Consider the following 25,269-nt stretch of genomic DNA (forward strand, 5'->3'; position numbering starts at 1 on the left):
AATTTTGGCAAAGGCATGCCAACTCATTGTTACTAAGTAACGATAAGTCATTAAATTTTGTGATTAGCTAAAATTTTAGTGCATAGCAAAACTAGCCCGTAAAGCTATTTTGTATAGCTAGTGCTAAGCATTAAATTTAATTAGCAAATAGAATTAATTAAGAATTTAGATACAACTCGGTGGTTCTAAATGTTTTTCTGAAAGATGTAAAATACGCAACATTAAGCTTTGTGCGCATTGATGTTTTGAGTTTGTGTGATAGCGTGTAAAAAAATGCATATCGTTCACCATTACCGTTTTATCAATTTCGGCTTGTGAACTGAAAAAATAGTGATTTAGACAGGTTCATTAACCGATAATGATGTGTTTAAATTTGTCTCCCCGCTTGTTGGGGTGACCCGATTGAGTGTCCATATTTCTCCTGTAAATTGAACTCTTCGCTTTGTATTTCAACTTCCCTTCACCCTCATTTTTAACTTCCATAATAGCTAAAAAAGGAAGAAAAGCTCAAAAGGCGGGCATTTTATACGCCTTTACGAAACAGAAGTCAACCCATAAAACAAAAAAGGGGATAACAATTATAAAAAAACAGCACTTATCGCTATTTTTATCTTCATTTTGATATAGAATTGATACCTCACTTACCCAATATAGGTTACAATCACAGCACGATTAATTAATGAGAATATTTTAAATGGAAATTTGGGAATTACTCCATGATAACTGGTTCAATTTGATCATTATTTTTGCACTTTCTTTTGTCGCATTTATGTATAAAAAACGCCCTCAAAATGATGGTTTTGATAATATTATTAAATATACCGATATTTTGGAAAAAACACCTCACCCACAATACCAAACAGAATATTTAAATAATATTAAAAAGAAACTTATATGGGACAAAGTTTGCTTTTATAAAGCAGGAAATATAGAAAAAGAACGTATCGCTATTTCGTTAATTAATGCTGACGTCCATAATCTTATCGAACTGACTCAATTAGATTCATTAACACAATATTTTAGTATTACAAAAAATCACATAACACCACTTAAACCTTATTTAATTAAAGAAGTTATACTTAGTGGTGCTGCATTTGTATTTGCCTTTGTTATGTTACTGTCTAATATGGTGACAATTTTTAGCTCATCTTGGATAATTAATGTTATCGTTGCTATTTTAACTGTTTTTATCATTATCATTGCACTGTTTCGCTTTGCACTAGCACCAATAAAACGATTCAAAACTTATCTTTTAATTTTAAAAGATAAAGCCTTTTTACAAAGAGCAAATAACGAATTAGACAAAATAATAAAAGATAAAAATAACATTAACGCCGCAATGCTAGACGAAATAACAGAATCAGAAAGATAACCATCCAAACAGGGCTGCTAGGGCAACTTAAAAACATTATTAAACGACACTAATATAGCGCATAAATCAAGAGGATGAATGTGGTAATTAAACTTCATCCTATTTTTATATAGCACTTAGGCTCGAATGTTCAACCGTGCATTTTTTAACTGATTAACAAGATCTAACAGCGATGAATTAAGTTGAAACATAAATTGCTGGTATGAAAACGCTTTTTTACTAATTTCGTCCAATTGTAATTCCCAATGTGCGGTCATATCAGGCATCGACATGATATCGGGTAGTGATAAAATTAGATTTTTACCCACGTCAGTTGAGCGAATTGTCTTGCCTTGGCGAGTTAAAAACTGGCGTTTAAATAACAATTCAATAATGCCGGCCCTTGTTGCTTCTGTGCCTAAGCCATCGGTTTCACGCAGTATTTTTTTGATTTCAGGATCTTTAACAAATCGGGCAATTCCTGTCATAGCAGACAATAATGTTGCATCGGTAAAAGGTCTTGGCGGTTGAGTTTCTTTACTAACCAGTTCGCTATCAATGCATTGCACAGTTTCGCCTTTTTTAACTAATTTAGTTAATAAACCATTACTTTCATTGTCATTTGTCTCGGTTTCAGCTTGGTAGTTTTTACTTCTAAATAAAACTTTCCAACCTTCGTCAAGCATCTGGTTAGCTTTAGAAATAAATTTTCCCCCTTGAATGTCAACATCAATTTGCAATTCAGCATATTTATAAGCTGGGTAAAATTGGGCTAAATATTGCGTTGCCACAACTTGATACACCGCTTTTTCGTTATCAGTTAAGTTTTCCATTCTAGCTTTGCGCAAAGTTGGAATAATAGCGTGATGTGCCTCAACTTTTTTATCATTCCAAGCCTTGGAACGTAATGCAAAATTAGCATCACCAATAGCATTTTGTAGTTCAGGGCAATTATTTTCAATGGCGGACTTTATGCCTGTAATTTGTTTTAAATGTTCTTCGGGTAGATAGCGACAATCCGACCTTGGATAGGTGATTAATTTGTGTTTTTCATATAATGATTGGCAAATGTCGAGCACATCTTGAGCGCTCAATCCATTTTTTTTGGCCATTTCAATTTGCAATGCCGATAAATTAAATGGCATTGGTGGCGCTAATTCTTTCTTTTTATTACTGACTTTATCAATTTTTCCAGATTGATTATTAATGCGCTGACAAACATTTTCGGCTAATTTTTTGACTAATACACGCCCTTCTTCATCCTGATAAGGTGCACAGGCTTCGCTGGGTTGCCATTTCGCTTTGAATATTTCATTATCTTTCGTTTGCAGCACTGCAAAAACTTCATAAAATGGTTTAGGTACAAATTGCGTTATCTCTAAATCTCGCCTAACCACCAATCCTAAAATAGGTGTCTGCACTCGCCCTATTGATAATACGCCTCGATAACCGTTTTTTTGCCCAACAATAGTACAAAGCCTGCTCATATTAATACCATAAAGCCAATCGGCTCGAGCTCTTGCTAATGCCGAGGTGGACAAAGGAATAAAATCTTGGTTACTGCGTAATTGTTGTAAGGATTTTTCAACAGCGCTAGCATTCAAATCACTGATTAAACACCGCTGTATTGTTTTGCGTTTATCTGGCGGTAATTGGCAATAATTTAGGACTTCATCAACCAATAACTGCCCTTCTCTATCTGGGTCGCCTGCGTGCACAATTTGATCGGCTGATTTAATCAGATCCACTAAAATATTAAATTGCTTTTTGGTATTGTCTTTTGGCATTAATATCCATTGCTCAGGCACGATGGGTAAATCGCTAATCGCCCATTTTTTATAACGAGGATCATAGACTTCTGGCGTGGCTTGTTCTAATAAATGCCCAATACACCAGCTCACAACATCACCATTACTTGCTTTAATAAAGCCATTGCCTTTTTGATGAGGTTTAGGTAATACATCAGCAATAGCCCGAGCTAAGCTAGGTTTTTCGGCAATAAATAAACGATAAGACTGATTAGATTGCATAAAAATGACTATTCATTAAAAATTCCAAAAGGTATAAGCTATTATTCACTTTTCTAAAAAGATGTGTCTAACTACCACCACTTTTTATATTTAAGCCAAATGACTGAAACAATACAAATGACAACAAGCAGCAATATTAATCCAACAAAAGACCATCCTTCCCCACTAAAAGGAATACCGGCTAAATTGACCCCCAGTAAACTGGTTAAAAAAGTAATCGGCGTAAAGATAATAGTAAATAGCGACATTAAGTAAATTCGTTTATTAGTCGATTCAGCCAAGAAACTATTAATCTGCTCCATGATTGAAGCTATTCGTAATAAACAGCTATCTATATCAGACACATAATGGTTTTGTTGATAAGAAATATCGTGTAATCGCTGACGATCGTTATCGTCAATCCATGATATTCGTTCTGTTGAAATCTTCACAAAAATATCACGTTGTGGTGATAATAATCGACGTAAGACAATCAACTGTTTACGGACACGACCTATTTCTTTATAAGAAAAGATACGTTGATTTAACACAGCATCTTCTAACTTAATGATTTTATTATGAACACTATCAAAAGATAAATTAACTTGATCACTAATTAAATCTGACATTTGAATCAACCAATCAGCCACATCAACCGGCCCAATGCCTTGTTCTAAATGATCTTTTAATTCCGCAATAGCCGCAATTTCTTGATGTCGAGTTGAAATGATCATATTATCGGTAATAAAAAAACGAAAAGTAACAATAGGATCGGGAAGTTCATTAGGGATAAAGTTAACGCCTTTTAACACAACTAAAACCCCTGATTCAAAACGAATTTCTTTAGATATTTGGTTTGGTTTTACTAACTCGTTTTTAATCAAATCAGGCACAAGATTTGTGGTATTTATCCAGTTGATGGTTTCTTGTTTAGCAAAATCTAAATGAATCCAAAATGGTTGCGAAACGGAAGGAGTGCTCTGTTCATTAAGCGGTATTGCTCTGCCTTTACCATCTAGCTGACAGCAGAAAGCTGGTTGAGCCTCTAGAAGATGTGAAACAGAAATAGAATTTACACTAATTTGATTAGTCATTATCGATACCATTTGTTGTTTTTGCAAATTATATACTGAATCTAGCTTAAAATGGAGTCACCAATTAGTGTTTATTTATTTTGTTTAAGGCATTAAATAGACTTGAGGGACACAAGAATTATCGGGATGATGATAAATACCCAACTCAACCCCATACCAGCGATGGATATTATCCGATGTCAAAACGTCTTTAGGTGTGCCTTGTTCAACAATTTTACCCTGATTAATTAATAGGATTTTATCAGCATATAATGCCGCTAAATTGAGATCATGCAAGACACAACATACCGCCAATTTCTGCTTATGAGCAAGTTGTTTTAACAATCTTAAGGTTTGTTGTTGGTGATATAAATCAAGCGCTGAGGTGGGTTCATCTAAAAAAAGCAATTTTTCAGTCGGTTTGGGTTGCCATAATTGAGCTAAAACTCTAGCTAACTGCACACGCTGCTGCTCCCCACCCGATAAGCTACGGTAATCACGCTCAGCCAACTTTAAACAATCCGTTTGCAACATTGTTTCTTGCATGGCTTGATTAAAATCAGCTTTACCATAAGGTGAACGCCCCATAGCAACCACTTCTTTTACTTTAAATGGAAACGTTAACTGGCTTTGTTGCAACATCACCGTTCTGACTTGAGACAACTGTTTTTCTGACCATTGTGATAGTGGCTTATTAAGTAAATAACATTCTCCAGATGATGGTTTTTGGTAACCGGTTAACAAGCGCAAGAGTGTTGATTTACCGGCACCATTTGGTCCAATAATAATCATAATTTCACCGGCATTTATCGTTAAAGACACGTCATTAATTAAAGTGCGGCTTGCATAACTTAAAGTCAAATGTTCAGCAATTAACATAATCAGATTCCATCTATTATTTATGTTTTAAAATTAGCCACAGAAAATAAGGACCACCAATCAAACTCGTAAAAAGCCCAACAGGAATTTCGGTAGGCGCAACTAATGTCCTTGCAAAGGTATCAGCAAGCAATAATAAACAAGCTCCACCTAATGCTGATGCAGGTAATAGCCAACGATGATTGGCACCCACTTTTAATCGAATCATATGGGGAACAACTAACCCAACAAAAGCGATTATGCCACTAACTGCGACCGATGTTCCTATTAACACCGCACAAAGCAATAATAAATAGCGTTTTATTCGCTGCACATTGATGCCTAAATAATGAGCATCTTCATCGCCAAGTTGAAGAATATTAAGATGATGAGAAAGCTTAAAAACAGCAAACAGAGCGGGGACAATAAATGATACTGCAACAAAAACCAGATCCCACGAGCCTTTACCCAAATTGCCCATCGACCATAATGAGATTTGTCGTAATTGAACTTCATCGCCTATATAACTTAAACATCCCATTATTGCGCCAATAATGGCATTAATGGCAACACCCAGCAAAACCATTTTAGCCAAGTTACATTGCGAGTTTAAGCTATAAATATAAATCAATAAGCAAATCAACAAGCTACCTACAAAAGCAGCCACCATTTTACCGTAAAGCATCATAATAGGAGGAAAGATTGCTGGAAACAAAATAGATAACCCAACCATTAACGCCGCCCCACTACTGATACCTAATAAGCCAGAATCGGCTAATGGGTTCCTAAACAAGCCTTGCATCACCGCGCCGGAACTCGCTAATGCCATACCCACAACAACCGCTAATATAATTCTTGGCATGCGAATATTGAGCCAAATATTCCACAATGGATCATCTAATGGCATGTTCATTAAATGCGTGATAGACAAGTTTAAAACACCACAATTAGCAGAAAGCAGAACAAACGCTAAAAGGAGACCGGTTAATCCCCATAACAATGACCGATGGCTATTGGAATAATGACGATTATTTTGCACCGACTAACCTCTTTTTTGTTGATTTGCTCATGTCATTTAATCAATAAGTGACTTTTAAGCTAGGATCAACCACACTATAAGCGCGATGATCAAACTGATTAGCAGCAATTTTATCAACAATAATTTTCGCTAAATCAATACGATAAACAAAACCATGAACTTCTTGCTGATAATAACACTCGGCATGTTGTGTCATTTCACCATCACGCAGTCCACCTGGTCTTAAGATAACAAAATTTAACGTACTAGTTTGCAACCAAAGTTCAGCTAATGACTTTTCTCGTACGGCATGACCAAAAGCTTGTTTAGCTTTAGTCGATAGCGTAGGCCATGAATCGCCGCAGCCGAGTGAAGTTACCAAAACCATCTGCTTAATACCGGTTTGCTCGGCGCAATCAATAATTACTCGTTGAGCCTTATAATTTCCTGTTTCTCCCCCTAAGGTTGTCACAATCATAGCATCCAATCCAGCTACCTCGCACAACGATTTTACAAGCAAAGCATTAGTTGCATCACCAACATAAGTTTCAATGCCTTGGTTTGCTAATTGTTTAGCAAACTCATTATCACGAACCAAAACAATGCAACGCCAATTCGGATAATTTTGCTTTGCTAGCTGCAAAACTTGATAGCCCGTTCCAAGTTTAGGACTTACACCAAAAATCAATAATGTCTTCATAATATTAACACCTTAAAATTAATTGATTTTTTTAGCTAATGCTCTAAACTTTTCTAACTGGTCTGCTTTTAGTTGATGTTTTTCATCACGACCAACAAAGATTTTGAACATCGCTTGCCCCATATGATTAAGAAATATCATTGATGCGGTAGACATCTTCATAAAGTTACGCTCAATAAAAGCAATATGCTGACAATATTCTGCTTTGATATGACCACTTAGGCCTTTTTGATGACGTAAATTAAAGTATTTTTGGCTATGCGAGCCTGAAGGCAATTCACCCGAAATTTCAGCAATCACATCACCGGTATGAATTAAAAACAGCACCTCTCCCCAAGTTGTCACTTCATCCCAAATTGCATCAAAATGGCTACCATCAACAATTTTTGCACCGGGTAAAGTTTGAATTACTTGCGTCAATGTAACATGATGATCTTGAGCAATTTTTTCTAATAATTCTTCTGGATTGGTTTGCATATAAGCAGCTAAATTTGCTAAATGAGACTGTTTTTCTACCATAATAAGATCCTTTAGTTACGAAATGTTATGTGGGTGTTTTGCTTTTTTAATAACGGAATTAGTCATTGCTGGTTGACCATTGTTCGATAGTCCTGCTTGCGCTCTTTTTTGTTGTAATTCAATATATTCTGGATTGTTGAGTTGTAATAGTAATTGCTGCAAAGCTTGTAGCATGTTGCTTGACCAAAAACGCCCCGACAAAGTTAAAAACATGCAATGATCTCTATTTTTTAAAAGTCCTACTTGATGCCATTGAGCAATTAGAGGCTCAAATAATTGATAGTGTGGCGTTAATTTTGTTAAATCAACTCGCCCCTTTTCAATACCTGCTTGCAATTGATATAACCATTCACCTACCAATGGTTTGTCAGTTAACATCATTATTGGTTTCTTTCCTTGATCAAGCTGGGCATAATATTGGCTTAAATCGCGATGGAGCATAAACGATTGACCACCTAAACGCCCACCAGCGCAAGATCCAAAAGCAAAGAAATTCGAACCTTGTTTAATTAAAAAATTATATAAATTTCGTTCACGGCTGTTTTTTGCCCAATGAGAATTGGTTAAATGAACCCAACCTTGCTTAGCAAGGAACTCGGCACCTTGATGGTAAAAATCACACTTATCTATTACTGATGGTATCTCAATGCGCTTATTTTCAACACTTTTAGCCAGTGGCGTAGTTGGCAATAAATTAAGCGAATAAAGATCAACGCCATCTAAAGGTAAATTATTGGCAATGTCTAAATCTCGTTGCCACGTTTGAGCGGTTTGATTAGGTAAACCAAACATTAAATCACATACCAACGCAACACTATCACGCAATGCAATACGCTCAAAACGCTTAATAATTTGCGCTTCGTTCGATTCACGACCTAATTTTTGCCTAATTGCAGTATTAAACGTTTGCACTCCGATCGAAAAGCGATTTGCCCCCGCGTCAATATAACTATCAACACGTTCATCATCAAAATCAGAGATGCGACCTTCGATTGTAATTTCACAATCGGGTGCTAAAGGTGCATACTGTTTGAAATAACGAATAACGCGTGCTAATTGCCCTGCGGCTAAAGCAGAAGGCGTACCACCACCAAAATAAATGGCATGAATAGGCGCTGATTGCATCGCTTTATTGTGAATTTCGAGCGATATTTCTTTTAATAAATAATCGATATATGTTTCAGTATTAAATTTTCTTAATGGATTTTGATAAAAACCACAAAATTGGCAATGAATATCACAAAAAGGAATATGGATATAAATCAACCGTTTTTTACCTGTTAAAGCGGTATTTTGGATAATTTGCCACTGAGGTACAACATATTGCGGCGATAAAGGTAAACTGGCTTGCAAAGGCATCACTGCCCAGCGATTTTTGAAAGGTAAAGTCGCATTTTCTGCATAAAAAGGACTAACATCTAATGATTTCATAACAACAATTCTTGAACAAATAATCTTCATAAATTAAATAATAATTATTATCATTTAGCAATATTTTTTATTTATTTTTTTTATAACAATTTGATATTTTTATGTATATTTTTATTTGGATATCTGTAACAAAGTTTTTAGGCACAAATTTGGCGATGTTTTAATCTATAAAAAATAGTCCAATAAATTAAATTTACTACTAATTAAAATTCTCAAAACATCATGCAATCCTATTGAAATTTTTATCGTTGCAAAAATAAATATTACTACGTTATTGATAATGGTTATCATTTTCATTATAGTATTTCGATTAAAAAATAACTAATCAACAGGAAATAAACGATGAAGAAAAATTTTTTCGCAAAATTAGGACTATTTTTATTCATTTTCGGCTTTAACAGCTTTATTAATTTAAGCTTTGCGAATGAAAGAATTGTTATTGCTGGAGGCTCTTTAACTGAGATTGTTTTTGCCCTTGGTGCAGGCGATCAGGTTGTTGGTGTGGACAAAACAAGTATTTATCCTAGTAAAGCCAAACAACTTCCCCAAATTGGTTATTGGAAATTGTTAAATATTGAGGGAATCTTATCGCTTAAACCATCGCTATTTATTACATTAAGTGATGCCGAGCCTGATAACATCATAAGCCAAGTCACTCAAGCGAAAGTTGATGTTTTATCGTTACAACGAGTACCGGGAACGACCGAATTACTTTATGCTAATATTGAGAAAATTGCCGACAAATTAAATAAACAACCACAAGGGCAACAATTAATCAACAAAATAAAAACCAACCTAACAAAAATTCAAGAAAAAATCAGCAATCACCCTAATAAGCCAAAAGTCCTTTTTTTAATGAGCATGGGTGGAACGAATTCGGTCGCAGGTAAAAATACCACCGCCGATGCCCTCATCACTATCGCAGGGGGGGAAAATCTTGCCAAACATACAAGCTACAAAACCTATACAGCGGAATCCCTAATTGCCATGGATCCTGAAATTATTGTATTAAACAAACATTCAATTGAACAATTAGGTGGAATGGAAAAATTAAATACTATTGCAGGAATAACAGAAACATCGGCTTATAAAAATCACCGCATTATTGCCATTGACGATAGCTATCTTTTTGGTATTGGACCAAGAGTTGACGAAGTTGCCCAAATACTTTATCAACATTTTTATCCTCAATAATATTGGATAACTAATTTGTAACATAATAATTATATTTAATTTATAACAATTTTAAGCGAAGCAATTGAAGCGTATTATTTAATTTATTATGTTTGAAAGGAATAAAATGCTTAACTTTACTCATTTTAAAAAAACTAGCACACTGGCTTTAAGCTTGTCCTTTATCATGCCCGCAATCGCAGCAGAAAATAATGATAAAGAAAAGTACAATGACGTCATGACAGTCACTGCACACGAAGCAACAAAAAAACCCGGCACCAATGCCGAAATTTCTGAACAAGAAATCAGACGCGATGGCGGAACCAATTTTGGCACACTTATGCGCTATCAACCACTTATTTCAGCGCCGGGGAACATTTCAGGATCTGGCAGTGGTAAAAGTAGCTGGGATCGAGGTGGATTTACTGGCTATAACATTCGCGGTTTAGATGCCAACCGAGTTTCCATCGACATTGACGGCATGCCCTTACCCATCGCACAAGGACGCGTCAACTCAGTAGGTCGAGCTGGATTTGGTACTTACGGCATTGGGCGTGATTATATTGATACCTACATGTATAACAGAGTCGATATCCAATCAGGTGCAACACCCGTTAGTAATGCTAACAATGCATTAGGAGGATCGGTATCATTCCAAACCAAAACTGCAGGTTACTACCTATACCCTGGTAAAACAAGCTACTTTGGCTTCCAAAACAATTATGACAGTACCGATAGAAGTTATCATCAAGGATTAACCATAGCAGGTGGCGACGATTACCTTAATGGCATTCTTGTATTAAGTCGTCGTGATGGTCAGCAAGGTCGCAATCATGGTGATTCAATCAACAATTACCCAGAAAATTGGCATTCAAACTCAATATTGGCTGGATTCGGATGGCAAATGAATGATGAACATTTACTTAATACCACGGCTGATTACAACGGCAAAACCAAAAATTCACATTACGACACATGGGATAAATATGGTAAAAAAATCGAATCCTTTGATCACCAAAGAAGCAAAAATAACCGTTTTAATCTAGCCATCAAAGAGCAATGGAAACCAACCAACATTAGCTGGATTGATAGCTTAACCACCCAACTCAATTATCAACAAACTCACGTTTACGATAATACAGACTTAAAACACACATCTAGAGGCAATTTCAACACACAAACACACTACAACACCAAGGCTTATAACTTTATTACAACCCTCTTAAAAAATTATGAAAATCAAAAAATCAGTGCGGGTTTAAATACAAAATGGAGCAAAGATGAATCGCCATTTTACACATCGGCAAAATCACAATATGGAAGAATCTTTCCGGATGGCGATTACACCAAACCTCAAGCTGATAGCCGCAGTTATCAATTAGGTGGATTTGTTGAAGATCGTATTAGTTTTAACGTCAATAACAGCAATAACTTCTATTTGGTCCCTGGAGCAAGAGCGATATACCAAAACACCAAACCGCGTCATCTTGAAAACATGAGCGTAACAAACATAAACTCAAGTCAACTTGGCAAACAGTACAACGGCAATAGTGATTTTAAAATATTACCATCCATGTCATTAATGTATGACATCACCCCAAATATGACCACTTACTTACAATACAAACGTGGCGCACAAATGCCAAATCAAAACCAATTATATGGTTCATATTTAGCGCATAGCCAAATGTATGTACTCGTGGGTGATTCTAATCTAAAAACCGAAACCAGTGATAATTTTGAATTAGGACTAAAAGGACAACCAACGGCAGGCGTTACATTATCAACGGCAGCTTTTTATAATAAATACAAAAACTTCATTGCTTATTCTCGTTACAAAAAGAATTTTGTCGGAACAGGTAACCGTATCGTTTATCAATCGGAAAACCGAGATAAAGCCTACATTTACGGTGCCGAACTCAGCAGTGAATTTAATATAGGCACATGGTTTGAATCTATAAACGGTTTAAGCGCAAGACTTGCTGTCGGCTACAACCAAGGTAAATCAAAATCTAGCTATCTAGGCGACAAATATATCGAAATGGACACCATCTCACCATTAAAAAGCATCATTGGTCTAGCATGGGATGACCCTAACAAATACTATGGTTTCGCATTGACCACAACCTTCCAAAAAGGCAAGAAAACAGACGGCACAACGCGTGAAACCTACAACAATGACGGTAAGCCAATCAAAAATTCAACCGATGACTATTTTAGAATTGCAGGACATGGAATTGTTGATTTAACAGGTTATATTAATATCACTAAAAACGTAAAATTAAGCGGTGGTATTTATAATCTGACCGACCAAAAATACTGGGATTACCTAAGTAATAATAAACTATACAAAACATCAAATTATAAATATCTAGAAATGTTTACCGCACCGGGTAGGACATTCCAATTAGGTATGGATATTGATTTTTAATTGTAAATCAAAAATGATGTGTTGTTTTGGATCAACCCGTTTAGGCGGGTTGTTTTTTTTACGTTTTTTTTGGTAAAATTACGAAAAATTTTAATAAAATCAATAAAATTACCAACCACTCTTTAGCAGTTAAATGGCTATTGCCTAGAGTAAGTTATTATTGATTTTGCGGACTTGTTGGTCATCAGCGTCCTACCGTAGTTATGTAAGTAATTGATTTGTTTAAAAACAGCAAAATAAAAACTTCAATAAAATCAATACCTTTCCTGACCGATTTTTGGATAATTATTGCGTTTCTTTTGATAAAAAGTAACTTATAAAAACCACTCAAGGTTATGTTGCCTATCTTATTCCGTCGTTATAAAGTGCCAATAACAGAGCGAGATCAGCACGTCAAACAAGAATGATAGCGATGCTATGCTTCAATCGGAAACACAAATTTGTCTGAAACAAATTTGAATATAGGTGGCTTCAAAGAGATAAGTAGCGTAGTAACCGCAGACCATGTTCTGTAACTTAAAGCGAGGGGGAGGTAAGGAATTCGCTTTAATTGTTTAAACTCGGACGTGGACACTATAACTATTTTTTTCACTAAAGGTCAAAACATCCTAAACCTTACCACACTAGAATAGACTGTAGCTTTCAATCGCAACAGCGCGGAGAGCGCTGTTCTTTGATATCATCTCCCTCCCTTTGCCAAAGGACTAAAAGCTAAGGTGAGGTGCAAACAGCATAGAGGTCACTGGATGCTAGGTAACTATAAACGACACCGCCACCAGAGCTGACAGCAAACGGAGTACTACCTGCTACGTCGCTTGCCCAATAGTAGTTATAAACGAAACCCACATCAGCGTAATAGTTCATGTAGCCCCACTCAGTGAAAAAACCTGCACCTATATGACACATGTAATTATTATCAGATGACCTAGGCGTGGCGCCATCTATACCTCCATAGCATGGGAAATAATGATGCACACCACATTTCGCGTTAGTCAAATCCTTTACCTTAGCAAGACGATAACCCAAACGGCTACACCAAGATATTTGATTAGACTGGGTATCGTGTTTACCACCGCGATTGACGAACCACTGCCTCAACACAAATCCATACCTCACCTCATTACCACGACTATCCCTTCCCACCAACTCAAAAGTCTGCGGCAAAGAGGGTACAGTTAGTGGACTAGGATTTGCTGAACTTATCTGACTACTATCCGCTCTAGGACCATTTAACATTACCCGTGTTACATAATGGGATTTATCACTAATCCAAATATCAGCCGGTCTGCTATTTCTCTCCGGATCTATGAATGAACCAGAATGGGGCCTTGTCCAACTCACTGTTGCCCTTATACTACCATTCGTGACAACAGACCACATCAACTCACTTCCATCCACTCCACCTATATCTAAATCAAAATACAAACCATCTAAACCCGTTGTCGGAAAATTAAGATCATAAGATGACAAACTTGTTGACTGAACTAAAAAACCCCTATTTTGATCCCAAATGCTTGCTGGACCAGCAAGGCTAGGATTATCTCTAAAATCAAGATTACCACCGCCATATATCAAATTCACCCTTACGTAACAGATTTTTGGCAATTCATTTGGATTGATATAATACGACACCGTACTACCACTGAAAGTACTGTTATTCGGTACACCATACTGTGTAGCTAAGCTGCCTCCAGTACTACTTAATGTTACCTTATAAGGCGCATCACATATATCTAATGTATCGCTACGACTTACTGTATGGCCATTCTTGTCAGTGAAACTTACCGATATACTCCCCGTCGCTGTTATGCCATTTGCACCCTGTCCATCTCCATCATCATCCCCCCAATAATGATATCTATTCACTAAATCATTTAAATTCAATAAATTAGTCGATGAAGGTACCGACATACTTATATCGCCCAAAGTTCTTCCGTTAATTAACTTTATCGGATTTGTTGCGTCTGATGTATTAGTTGACGGCGTGATGGTTCTACCATCTGGCAGTGTAATAGTCAATAAACTATCCACTGAAGTCGCCCTAGTTCGACCACCATCAAACGTTAAATAAGGTGCATTCCCCTCAATAACCTTTGTGGTTTGCGCCGATAATGCCTGAGAACTTTGCGAATACAGTAATAGCAACAACGGTACAAAAACCAACCATGGCTTGAATAATTTAGACAATTTAGGTAGGAGAAGTAAGCTCTTCGACCTCAGCGATGAAGTCAGGTTCGATAACTTTGGTGATAAAAATAAGAATTGAGTCTGATTTCGACTACGATGATATTGAAAAAGATTTAGGGCGTAGATTTGGCAGGCCAGATGCTAAGTATGATAGCGCATTTCGATTATCCTGTCAAGTAACTTTTTGTTTTATTTATACTTTTATAATTAACCGCTCAACTAATGAGCATTTCCTTGCTTTAAAAGTGCTTAAATTATAGCCGATTGAAAAATAATGTGCTAGTTTTTTTGTTAAATGGATAAGTTTAAGCTTGTGTTGACGTATTTTGGGGGATGGTTTTGGTGGTATTTTTGACTAAAAACCACCAAAAAAAACTTCAATAAAATCAATACCTTTTCTGACCGATTTTTAATTGGTTATTGCTAATAACGATGTATGTGCAATTATTTTTTATAGTTTTATCCAAAAAACGATTGAATATACATAACTAATGACAATAAACATAATAGAAAAAATACCTAAACCATAAGAAAACTTATTCTTACTTGATTTTACAAGTATAATTCCTACAATCAATAAGGAAAGATAAAAATACCAGAAATGCATTGGTGCATAAACAAAGATAACTCTAAGCAAAAAATAAACTATGTTAACTAAATCCCATTCGTACATTTAATTTATCATCCATTAATATTTTTTATTTATTATATATTCTTTTTTCATTATTACTATCAGCAACTATTTTTAGTTTGTGCTATATATTCATAATGTAAAAAAATATCGTGCTGTTTTCTTTCTATAAAAGATTGGAAACGATTATTTTTCTGGTAACGACATAACCGCTGTTTCTTTATATTCTTTTGTCTTTTTATCCCACTCTTGTAATCTGAATATACAAAAGGATTTCTTTTTATCCTCTATTGGGTTAGCACCGATAGATAGCAAGTAATCGGTATCTTTTTTCGGTATAAATACTATTTTTTTGTTATTCCAGTTACATGTAACCAATTCGGCGTAACCTCGATGGAACCATCCCGCTTCTTGTTTTTTATATCTATAAACAGCCACATTAAAAATAAACGGCTTATCTGGCACTATATTGAGCTGATTTATTGGTTTTGCATTTTCATCCGAAACGTGTACGTCATGAATGTCGGTAACAATAGGCGCATAAGTTTCATCACCAAATCGATAAGCCATGAAATATCCTAATTTACGTGTATTTGTTTCGTCATATACACGTAATCTGCTTGCAGTAAAATCATCTGAGCCCACTTGTACTACAGTAATCCTAGCCTTAGGTTGTTTACCTTTTGGCTCAACATCTGAATAAAAACGGGCTTTTGCTAAATATTCTTCTTGCCTTTTTTTTGCGCTATCAGCTTGTTTTGTTGCGGTATCTTGTGCACAAGATGTGATTAATAGCGAACAGATAATAAAAATGGATAATTTGAATAATTTATACATTATTTTCTCTCATTATTTTTATAGTGAATTCAAAGGATAATATATATTTCAATTTAAAGAAAGAATTTTAGTTTTTATTGAGTTGATTTGATTAACGTTAATTTTATCCTCAACAAAACTCTAATTTGTGAACTATGGCTTAAAATTGCCTTAAGGTAATATCTTTGATAACTCATGACCTTAAAACTAAATATTTATCAACCATTTTGTTAACTCTAAAAGCCTTAATTTGGGTCTGATGATTTTGACAAATTGATTTATTTCTAACTTTTTAATTATTTTTGTAAGTTAGACGCAATCTGAAATAAATCACATTATTGGTCACTGTTCCAATAAAAATAGAATGTTTATTTAACTTACAAAAAATATTAAATATATTATAGACAAACCCTCTTAAAGGGTTTGTCTATAACTGTTATTTCATTCTGGTGCAATTTGCCTCTTCTTTAATTTTATTATTCGATGAACTATATTCGATATCTTTAGTTATTGTTTCTCGCTCATAAGTCAAAATAAATTTATCATTGCTTTCTTTTTGTAATGATCGTGTCTTTTTGCTAAAAAAGTAATCCGTTTCTTCTTGTTTTGTTTTATTATCATAAGTTTCTACAAGGCTTTCTTTGTCCCAATGTCCTGTTTTTAGATTTTTAGAATATAAAGAATTATTCTCATATTTAAATGACATTAACACATATTCATCATTATATTTTTTTTTAAATTCCTCAAAACCATTGCCATTCCAATCAGAGTTATAGAATGTCACTTTACAACTCCATTCGCCTACAAACATTTCATCCGATACTCGTTTTTCACCACAACCAGATAAAATTATTCCTAAGAAAGCAACTAAAAATATTTTTTTCATACCATCTCCTTAATTAAATCTAGATAATAGTATGAAACTTATCAATTAATAGCAATAAAAAAATCCTCATCAAGTAATCCTACAGATGTTTTTTTTAAATCATTCAACAAAATAAATTTACTTTCGTTTTATATGTGTATGACACCGGAAGATTATGAAATTAAGCAACCCGAGGAGAATGCTATATTATCAACAGCGACGACGAGCACAATTATGTGTTCTATCAAACGCAGAAAGCGCTATATGATATCGCTGATTTTGTGATGTTAGCTGATGCTGTTGAGTATTGTAAGTTGAAGATTGATAGTGTGTTTGTTAATATCTAAATTATCAAATTAAATTGAGTAGCGCTATGAAGTATATACATATAATTAAATTTTTAATGACTCATGATTTAACGCATTTGAAAGAGTGCTGGCGAGCTGAATTAACAAGGCGAAAACAAATATCATTTTATCGTGTTTTAATTTCATATATCAGAACAGATTCAACACATAAAAAATACTTATTTTGGTGGCGTTTAGCTCATGAAATGTATATGTATGGAAATAAAAAACAAAAAGAAACCTCTTGGAAAATACAAAAAAAATTAATATATAGATTTAAAATTGATATCCATCTTGGTGCAAAAATAGGTAAAAATGTGTCTTTCCCTCACCCTTATTCTATAACTATTGGTGAAAACGTAATAATTGGTGAAAATCTTATTATACATCAGAATGTCACAATAGGATTTGGGCATGGGCCTATGCATATTATTATGGGAGATAATGTTTATATTGGTGCTAATTCACTGATACTCGGTGGTGAAATAAAAATAGGCAATAATGTAAAAATCGGCGCGATGTCATTTGTAAATAAAGATATTCCAGATAATTGCACTGTTTATACGAAAAAAACACATACAATTATCCAGAATAATTGATTATTACTGTGGTTTTTCTGGCTACTTGATTTTAGGTTCTGCATCTAAATCAATGCGATCTAATAATGCCCTATTTTTTCATTCTTGTAACTAATCTTCTTCGCCTGATACTCATAACTCAAAATCCATGATTTGCTAAATGATCTTATTCAAGGTTCTTATCACATACAGATGGAACCTCATATCAATCCTCATCATATAAGCATAAATTAGCTATTTACAAGCATAGGTATCCCAACAATTGCTACCATTTTGATCGCTAATTTTTCTGCCTAAAACATGTTGTTGTCCAAACATCTAGCTCGCTAGGTTTTTTTGTTTGAATATATCTAGAACTATAAGTGTGTACATATTTAAATTCATCATCTGAAACATATTGATATTCCCATATATATTCGTACTCAATGTTTTTATCTAGATTATGATGCTCTTTTCTATAGCGTTTAAATGAAAATTTTTCCGGTGCTAAATTATAAGATTGTTTCGTCATTGAGTTGTCTTCATGTTTTTCATATCTTATGGGGATGTCATTTATCTCATAATTTCTTTCGTCATTGGCATTTTTTCCTATATTGTATACCCCTTGGTTATGACATATCCATTTCCCAATTAGCATATCTTCTGTAACTTCAGGCGAACATCCAGACAAAGCAAATGCCATTAGTAAAAATGCAACTATCCTTTTTAACATTATTATTCCTTTTTTATTATTATAAATTTAAATTATAACAAATCATTCTAGATAGCTCATTTATTATTTGTTTTTAGTGTACTTCTCAATAACATTTAGCAAATACTCTTTATATCAGATGCTGTCGTCGAACATTGATATTTTTATTGTATTTAGATGGTCATTAACCATTCCCAATATTGTCTTCTAATTCAGTTAAGTAATAAGAAAACTCAATTTGCAGCCATGTCTTCTATCCTCTAATATTCTGTTTATCAATTATCTTTAATTTTTGGCAAGATACACAGCTACTTGTAAATGTAGCTGATCTCTTTTCATAATAATGAATTTGAACTCTATTTAGAATAAAAATTAAAGCACAGTTAATCTGTAAAATCCAACTTAAGCAGTTAAATTTTATAAAACATTAGAAATTGGTTTAACTTATTGATTTTAATGGCGTCCCCTACAGGATTCGAACCTGTGACCTACGGCTTAGAAGTGCCTTAATATACTAAAATATATTAATTGAAAAACCTTAATAACACTAGAAACAACAAGGGCTAGCCAAAATTTCAATTAGTAGATTTTAATAGATTTTAGTATATATTAATAAACATTTGTGTCACAAAATGGTCACACCATCTTACAACCGACCTTCCAAAATTTCACATCAAAAAACAATCAATATAAAATAACGAAAAATAAATTTACTTTTGTTTTATATGCGTATGATGCCCGAAAATTTTGAAATTGAATTGTCGGGCGAATGATACATTATCAACAGCGACGACGAGCACAATTATGTGTTCTATCAAACACAGAAAGCACTATATGATATCGCCGATTTTGTGATGCTACATGACGCTGTTGAGTATTGTAAGTTGAAGATTGATAGTGTGTTTGATCATTAATATTTTGCTATAATTTTATTTTGTTTGGAATAACCGATTTAATTACATGGGGTTTAGATATGGGATTTAGATATTGGATTTATAAAAAAACCGGATTAAAACTACGCAAAAATTTAGATTACAGTTCTCAGATAACTAAATCAATTGAAGAAGCAACGATAAATTACGATCAAAATGTCATTGAGGATAACTGCAATCTTTTAGATAATATTATTCAGAAACCTAAATTAATCGCTGAAACAGCGACAATTTGTCCTCAAGTCGTCATCGACGATAACTGTAGAGTTGATGAGCATTCTTATATTGTTAGTGGTTTAGTTAAAAACACACATATTGGTAAGTACTGCTCAATTGCAACAAACGTTACAATCGGCGCAGATAAACACCCCACGGACTGGTTATCAATACATCCATTTCAATATAATGAAACTGACAAGTTCAAACCACTAGAAATCACAACAATTGGTAATGATGTCTGGATCGGAGCAAATGTTGTTATACAAACAGGGGTAAAAATAGGCGATGGAGCAATTATTGGTTCATCAGCAGTTGTCACTAAAGATGTCCCTCCCTATGCTATTGTTGCAGGCATTCCAGCAAGAATTATACGATATCGTTTTTCAAATGATATCATAGAGAAATTACTGGAATTAAAGTGGTGGGATTTAGAACATCATTTATTAAACAAAGATGTCATTGACTTTAACAACATCGAAAAAGCTATCGAACAAGTTGAAACAATAAAAAATAAAGATAAAGTGGCATAATTGCCACTTCTTTACGGCTTGTCTGGAAATACTGCATTAATGTCTGATACATCAACACGCATTAACAAGATTCGATATTTTTTCCACTCTTTTAACTGCGCTTCTTCGTCGGCTTCTTGCATATCAAAATCGATAATATCTTGCAAAATAGCTATTTTTTCGCTGGCTTCGTTGATTAATGAATTTTTTGTAATTGTATTTTGCTCACAAAGATATTGATTACGCTCATTAATGTCTTCAACCCATTTTTTACCATCCCACTTGTGAAAAGCTGATGGCTTCGGATCTGAGTACGTTAAATCACTAAATATAATGCAGCCTGCGTTTATTGCGTTATGCAATTCATCGTGCTGTTTAGCTGTGATTTCTACAGCATCAGACGGTATTTCGTTGTTAATTTCATCTATATAAAATGATTTTGTTGTATGACTGTAAAAATGTTTCATATTTAAAATCCTATAGCTATGTAAAGAAAACCTGTGTTCGCGTAGCTACCAACTGGATCTTTTCCCCAACACTTAAACTGAGAGCGAGATATTGGTGATGCTGCTGTAGAATTAACTCCAGCAAACAAATCATTCGTCACTATTGATAAACAAGCATTTGGGAATACTGTAAAAAATGTTTGAATAGACCCACCGAATCCTGCCCCAGCCAAATATTGTCCTTCCCCCCATTGGATGATCAGTCCATTGGCCATTTTCGCATAACCATTTTTAGCAAATACTGCTGCATATTCTGCGCTGCTAATCAAGTCAGAGTTATTAAACTTTGGGCGCTGTTTAAAATTCGTTTGTTCACCTACCATGTAAATAGGTGAACCGTTCACATCCTCTTTAACGGCAGGAACAGCGCCAACATCATCAGCAGTTGGTTTATTATTCGGCGAGTAAACTCGTTGGCCTTGTTCATTTAGAACTTTTACATCTAATGAGCCATTAATTGACTGATTATCTACACCAGATTTTTTTATGAAAACTGTAGTATCAATTGATAGCGCAGCGTTTTTAGCGTCATCTGCTGATTTTTTAGCATTTTGTTCAGATGTTTTAGCGTTGCGCTCAGATGAGCTAGCAACATTTGCGCTATTACTAGATTGTTGAGCTGAGTTATGTGACGCTGTAGCTGATGAACTAGCACTATCTGCATATGATTTTGCTGAATCTGAATGTGATTTAGCTGATTCGCTAGCATCAGTTGCTATTGTTGCTGATTCACTTGCTGATCGTGCTGAGTTGCTTGCATTAGCGACCAAGCCTTCAACTGAATGCGCTATATTTTTTGCATTAGTTTCGCTTATTTTTGCGTTCGTTTCAGATGTTTTACTATTCTGTTCTGAATCTGCCGCTTTTTCAGCAGATTTATTAGCATGATTACGAGCATCAATAACTTGTTGCAGTATTTCAGGTGTTATCTCACTCTCCGACGGGTTAAGTAAAAAATCATTTAATGAGCCGTCAGATGAGTCAGAAAAAACTTGAATTGTACCCAGCCTTTTTGGTGGGAATCCATTTATAATCAACTTTACTTCATAATCACACGGCAAAACGTTCATTATGTAACTACCGTTACTTGCTACTTGAAATGCTTGCGTTTGCGTTAGTACTTTGCTTGTTGTTTTTTTTGCGCATAACTCAATAGTGCAGTTGTTAATAATATTACCTGCGCCGTCTGTTAAAACGCCTGATATTTTTGCCATAATTTTCTCCTAAAATAAAAACCACTACGAAGGCGATTATTATTTTTTCAATGTCATTATTGTGATGAAATCTGGTATGCCATCTTTTTTATATTTGTTCGGTGTTTGTGTGTTAACAAAAAAAGTTACATTAGCGGGTATTGTAGTTGAAAGAGTTTCACTTACAGTGAGACTTATCTCTGATGTCTCTATCCTTTTTGTGATAACTTGATTAGTTGCACTATTTCTGATGATGATATCCAGCCTACCAAATGTGAAATAATTCGGGCTCCAGTGGTTATCGCCAGTATGGCCCGGGTGACCAACGGCTGCTAACGTAACTGGTAAAATAAACAACTCTCGATCGAACGACTCAGGTGCTATAGTAACGGAGCCATCTTTTGCACATGTGTGCATTTTTATAATGTCGCCGACAATTTGCATTGCTGTTAACTTCCCTTTAACTTGGCAATTCTCATTAATCACAACATTATTTAATTGCCCTGAGTTCGCATAAATGCTGCCTGCAATATTCGCCCGTCTAGCGTTTAGCGTACCGTCCTCCCATAGTTCAAAAGCTGGAGGATTACCTGCACTGATAACGCTACCTGCAACCATTTTACCGCCTGAGATTAGCGGTGCTTTGATTTCAGTGCCAGCGATTAATCTGTCCCCCCTCATTGTGCCAGTAGCAATTAAATCACCGTCCAAGAACATGGCAGGCTCAATCCAATATGAGCCGTTGTACATACGCGCCTCTGAATGTGCAACTTTCCCCGCACCATCTAATGAGTAGATAATTAATGTGGTATCACGGGCTGGATAAAATCCGAATTCACGATAAAACATTTGGGTTGCTTCATCATTGTTAGTCGGGAATTTACCGTCGTGAGTTTGAATCCTAAATAATCCCCCTGCTCCATTTTCTGCAATTAATGTTTTTGTGTTAGTGATGAACATCTCTGAACGCCCAACAACATTAACTGCATTCACACCGTACCAGTACTCAGTATCAGGCTGACAATCAACATCAGTTAATGTCATAGCTCTACCAAGATAATTGGTTTTTGCTTCAACTTCGGACTTTGTTGTACCTTTGTAGAATTCGAATTGTGTACCCAAGCTCGATACAGACGTCATAACAGGGCGAATCGCTACATTAAAACTACTTGGCGTGAGTACCAAGCCTGATGGTTTAGACGGCGGCAGAATCGAAAAAGCAATCGTAGTTTCATCGCCCAATCGTCCGTCTTCTGCTACCCCTCTAACCGTTGCGCTAAACTTGCCTTGCTGTAATTCTGATAAATAATACTCAGTATCATTAACAGTTTCACGACTAATTAATTTATCATCACGATGCACCTTAACCTCAAATTTCAGGTTTTGAATCGTGCGAGGTGTGGACCATGACAAACGAGCTTGATATAAGTCGGACTCCGGTATAATTTCAGCTTGTAGTTGTTCAACAGGCGGAATTGACCAGCCAAAAATAGTACCACTTTCTGCTTCAAATTTTGCCCCATTATCTACTATCGCCTCTTTTTGCGGTTCATGTTGTAACGCTGTGATTGAGTAAGTGCCGTCGCTGTTTTCAGCAATCGTTATAGCCTTAAATAACCGTGGTTTGATTTTATTGTCATATAAGCCCCAAACCGAATATTCATCGACATTAACACTACTTACTAAAACAATTTGATTAGGTTTAACCTGAGCTTGAATTTTAACTTTTTGTAGTTGCATATTTGTGTCAGTCACACTTAAATACGCATGTTTCATGTGTTTAATGTCAATATCACGGTCTAACGTAATCGTGCTACCATTTGCTTCTAAAATTCGTCCGCCAATAGTTGTACCTGCAAAATCATTATCAGCAATACCGATAATATCGCCGGGTAAATGACGGATACCCTCACGTCCCACGCTAAACGTAACCGTTTGTGTTTCAAGCTTTTCAGTTTGAATTAACCATTTACCAACCCTGTGAGCTTGACCTCTCGACGTACAACCAAACGCATCGATTTGCGCTACATTCAGCCCGAATCGCTTAATTAGTTCATCATCAGCGACGTACTCAGTTGTTGGCTCCCAATTGTTATTAGGGTCAATATAACGCACATGCACAGCAGTATGCCGTGATTTTTGTGCTGCTGAGGTGTAGTTGAACTGCCCCTCGACTACATTTGAGTTTGAATAAATTGCTACAGGGTCGCTTGGTCTATCCATCACCGCAGTGTACTGCGTACCGTCCCAAATTGGCATGGCTCGGAAGATTGAGCACAGGTCGTGAATAACATCGTACGCCTGTCGTTGCTCTGTAATGTAACAGTTACAGGTAAATCTTGCCTCTTTACCGCCAAAACCATCATCAACTAACTGGTCACAGTATTGAGCAATCGTGTATAACGCAAATTTATCAACACCAAATTGACCAATACGATTACCCATGCCGTAGCGTGTATTAGTTAGTATGTCGTAAAATATCCACGCTGGGTTATTCGTCCAAGCAAGCTTAAAATTACCTGACCAAAAACCCTTATACTCTCTCGTTTCGGGAGTGTAATTGTCAGGCACTTTAACTATCATACCTTTGATTAAATAATTACGGCGAGGCACACCACTAAACTGCGATGAATCAAACTTCAAACCAACGACCGCGGTGTTCGGATATGAAAATTTAGTATCGTAAATTTCAGTGTACGAACTCCATAGCGTGTTATTAACTAGCAATGATGATGTGCTGTCTGGTGTTCTGCGCACCACTCGAATGTTAAACGGTTTCGGTGGTAAATCATCTAAAATAACAGAAGTTAAATACTGCGAGCGTGTTTTTTTATCGATTAAATCCACCGTTTTTACCGTTTTCCACACACTACCCACACCGATTTGAATTTCCATTGATACTGAGGTTCGGTTGATGTTGCCTTTTTTATCTGTGGAGCTCAACGACTGCACACCAACAGTAATGCGTACCCTATCAATATTTGGGTCGGTAATGGTTCGCACAATCGGCGTTGCTGCTTTTACTTCCAAATTAACAGGCACTTCGTTTTCGGTTGCCGGAAATCCTTCTAGCGGTGATTGCGCCTGAATGCCTGCCGTCCATTCAACATTAACACCATTGAAATTGTATGAACCGTCGGGCGCTTGAATTGGTGTATCATTTAAAAATATGCTTTGCAATCCGTTTGCTGGACCCTCTATCTGCCCCTCACATAATAAATCAATAATACTC

18 protein-coding genes and 1 pseudogene are annotated in these 25,269 nt (G+C 35.5%); 5 read left to right on the top strand and 14 right to left on the bottom strand.

Going from position 1 to position 25,269, the window contains the following annotated elements:
• The first annotated feature begins 694 nt into the window (after positions 1-694).
• Positions 695-1,372 (top strand): hypothetical protein, encoded by a 678-nt coding sequence (locus ACYIAJ_RS01700; RefSeq protein ID WP_483559393.1) that lies wholly within the window; start codon positions 695-697, stop codon positions 1,370-1,372.
• Between the two features lie 116 nt (positions 1,373-1,488).
• Here the strand turns inward: ACYIAJ_RS01700 and ACYIAJ_RS01705 are convergent, their stop codons facing one another.
• The 7 genes from ACYIAJ_RS01705 to hutW all read right to left on the bottom strand — a co-directional run bounded on the left by ACYIAJ_RS01705 (position 1,489) and on the right by hutW (position 8,959).
• The gene (locus ACYIAJ_RS01705) at positions 1,489-3,381 is read right to left on the bottom strand and encodes a DNA topoisomerase III (protein ID WP_483559392.1); all 1,893 of its coding nucleotides are present in this window, start codon (positions 3,379-3,381) and stop codon (positions 1,489-1,491) included.
• A gap of 71 nt (positions 3,382-3,452) precedes the next feature.
• Complete coding sequence (gene zntB / locus ACYIAJ_RS01710) at positions 3,453-4,454, bottom strand: zinc transporter ZntB (protein ID WP_483559391.1); 1,002 nt, start codon at positions 4,452-4,454, stop codon at positions 3,453-3,455.
• Between the two features lie 84 nt (positions 4,455-4,538).
• Entirely contained in the window at positions 4,539-5,312 is a 774-nt protein-coding gene (locus tag ACYIAJ_RS01715; protein WP_483559389.1) for a heme ABC transporter ATP-binding protein, read from the bottom strand.
• Positions 5,313-5,328: 16 nt separating this feature from the next.
• The gene (locus ACYIAJ_RS01720; RefSeq protein ID WP_483559388.1) at positions 5,329-6,330 is read right to left on the bottom strand and encodes a FecCD family ABC transporter permease; all 1,002 of its coding nucleotides are present in this window, start codon (positions 6,328-6,330) and stop codon (positions 5,329-5,331) included.
• 40 nt (positions 6,331-6,370) lie between these two features.
• Entirely contained in the window at positions 6,371-7,009 is a 639-nt protein-coding gene (locus ACYIAJ_RS01725) for an NAD(P)H-binding protein (protein ID WP_483559386.1), read from the bottom strand.
• Between the two features lie 18 nt (positions 7,010-7,027).
• Entirely contained in the window at positions 7,028-7,528 is a 501-nt protein-coding gene (gene hutX / locus ACYIAJ_RS01730; protein ID WP_483559384.1) for a heme utilization cystosolic carrier protein HutX, read from the bottom strand.
• Positions 7,529-7,543: 15 nt separating this feature from the next.
• Positions 7,544-8,959, bottom strand: a complete 1,416-nt coding sequence (gene hutW, locus ACYIAJ_RS01735) for a heme anaerobic degradation radical SAM methyltransferase ChuW/HutW (RefSeq protein ID WP_483559383.1) — start codon at positions 8,957-8,959, stop codon at positions 7,544-7,546.
• A 342-nt stretch (positions 8,960-9,301) separates the two neighbouring features.
• On the opposite strand from hutW, the gene ACYIAJ_RS01740 reads away from it, so the two are divergent.
• Positions 9,302-10,153, top strand: coding sequence for a heme/hemin ABC transporter substrate-binding protein (locus tag ACYIAJ_RS01740; protein WP_483559381.1), 852 nt, complete (start codon positions 9,302-9,304; stop codon positions 10,151-10,153).
• A gap of 106 nt (positions 10,154-10,259) precedes the next feature.
• On the top strand, positions 10,260-12,563 hold the full coding sequence (locus ACYIAJ_RS01745; protein ID WP_483564227.1) for a TonB-dependent receptor domain-containing protein: 2,304 nt from the start codon (positions 10,260-10,262) through the stop codon (positions 12,561-12,563).
• A gap of 711 nt (positions 12,564-13,274) precedes the next feature.
• On the opposite strand, the gene ACYIAJ_RS01750 is transcribed toward ACYIAJ_RS01745, so the two are convergent.
• The 3 genes from ACYIAJ_RS01750 to ACYIAJ_RS01760 all read right to left on the bottom strand — a co-directional run bounded on the left by ACYIAJ_RS01750 (position 13,275) and on the right by ACYIAJ_RS01760 (position 17,083).
• On the bottom strand, positions 13,275-14,750 hold the full coding sequence (locus ACYIAJ_RS01750) for a hypothetical protein (RefSeq protein WP_483564228.1): 1,476 nt from the start codon (positions 14,748-14,750) through the stop codon (positions 13,275-13,277).
• Positions 14,751-15,567: 817 nt separating this feature from the next.
• Complete coding sequence (locus ACYIAJ_RS01755) at positions 15,568-16,218, bottom strand: hypothetical protein (protein ID WP_483559378.1); 651 nt, start codon at positions 16,216-16,218, stop codon at positions 15,568-15,570.
• A gap of 415 nt (positions 16,219-16,633) precedes the next feature.
• Positions 16,634-17,083 (bottom strand): hypothetical protein, encoded by a 450-nt coding sequence (locus ACYIAJ_RS01760; protein WP_091349688.1) that lies wholly within the window; start codon positions 17,081-17,083, stop codon positions 16,634-16,636.
• A 352-nt stretch (positions 17,084-17,435) separates the two neighbouring features.
• Between ACYIAJ_RS01760 and ACYIAJ_RS01765 the strand changes: the two genes are divergently transcribed.
• Positions 17,436-18,008 (top strand): serine acetyltransferase, encoded by a 573-nt coding sequence (locus ACYIAJ_RS01765; protein ID WP_483559376.1) that lies wholly within the window; start codon positions 17,436-17,438, stop codon positions 18,006-18,008.
• Between the two features lie 259 nt (positions 18,009-18,267).
• Here the strand turns inward: ACYIAJ_RS01765 and ACYIAJ_RS01770 are convergent, their stop codons facing one another.
• Positions 18,268-18,699 (bottom strand): hypothetical protein, encoded by a 432-nt coding sequence (locus tag ACYIAJ_RS01770; protein WP_483559374.1) that lies wholly within the window; start codon positions 18,697-18,699, stop codon positions 18,268-18,270.
• A gap of 952 nt (positions 18,700-19,651) precedes the next feature.
• Between ACYIAJ_RS01770 and ACYIAJ_RS01775 the strand changes: the two genes are divergently transcribed.
• The gene (locus ACYIAJ_RS01775) at positions 19,652-20,359 is read left to right on the top strand and encodes a CatB-related O-acetyltransferase (protein WP_483559373.1); all 708 of its coding nucleotides are present in this window, start codon (positions 19,652-19,654) and stop codon (positions 20,357-20,359) included.
• Positions 20,360-20,370: 11 nt separating this feature from the next.
• On the opposite strand, the gene ACYIAJ_RS01780 is transcribed toward ACYIAJ_RS01775, so the two are convergent.
• From ACYIAJ_RS01780 to ACYIAJ_RS01790, 3 genes and pseudogenes are all read right to left on the bottom strand, one after another.
• Positions 20,371-20,805 carry a tail fiber assembly protein gene (locus tag ACYIAJ_RS01780; protein ID WP_483559371.1) on the bottom strand — a complete coding sequence of 145 codons (435 nt, stop codon included), beginning with the start codon at positions 20,803-20,805 and terminating at the stop codon, positions 20,371-20,373.
• Between the two features lie 2 nt (positions 20,806-20,807).
• Positions 20,808-22,058, bottom strand: a complete 1,251-nt coding sequence (locus ACYIAJ_RS01785) for a prophage tail fiber N-terminal domain-containing protein (protein ID WP_483559369.1) — start codon at positions 22,056-22,058, stop codon at positions 20,808-20,810.
• A gap of 39 nt (positions 22,059-22,097) precedes the next feature.
• Positions 22,098-25,079, bottom strand: a pseudogene (locus ACYIAJ_RS01790) (TipJ family phage tail tip protein); the annotation flags it as partial.
• Positions 25,080-25,269 lie beyond the last annotated feature (190 nt).

Source organism: Gilliamella sp. X-46, assembly GCF_057063525.1.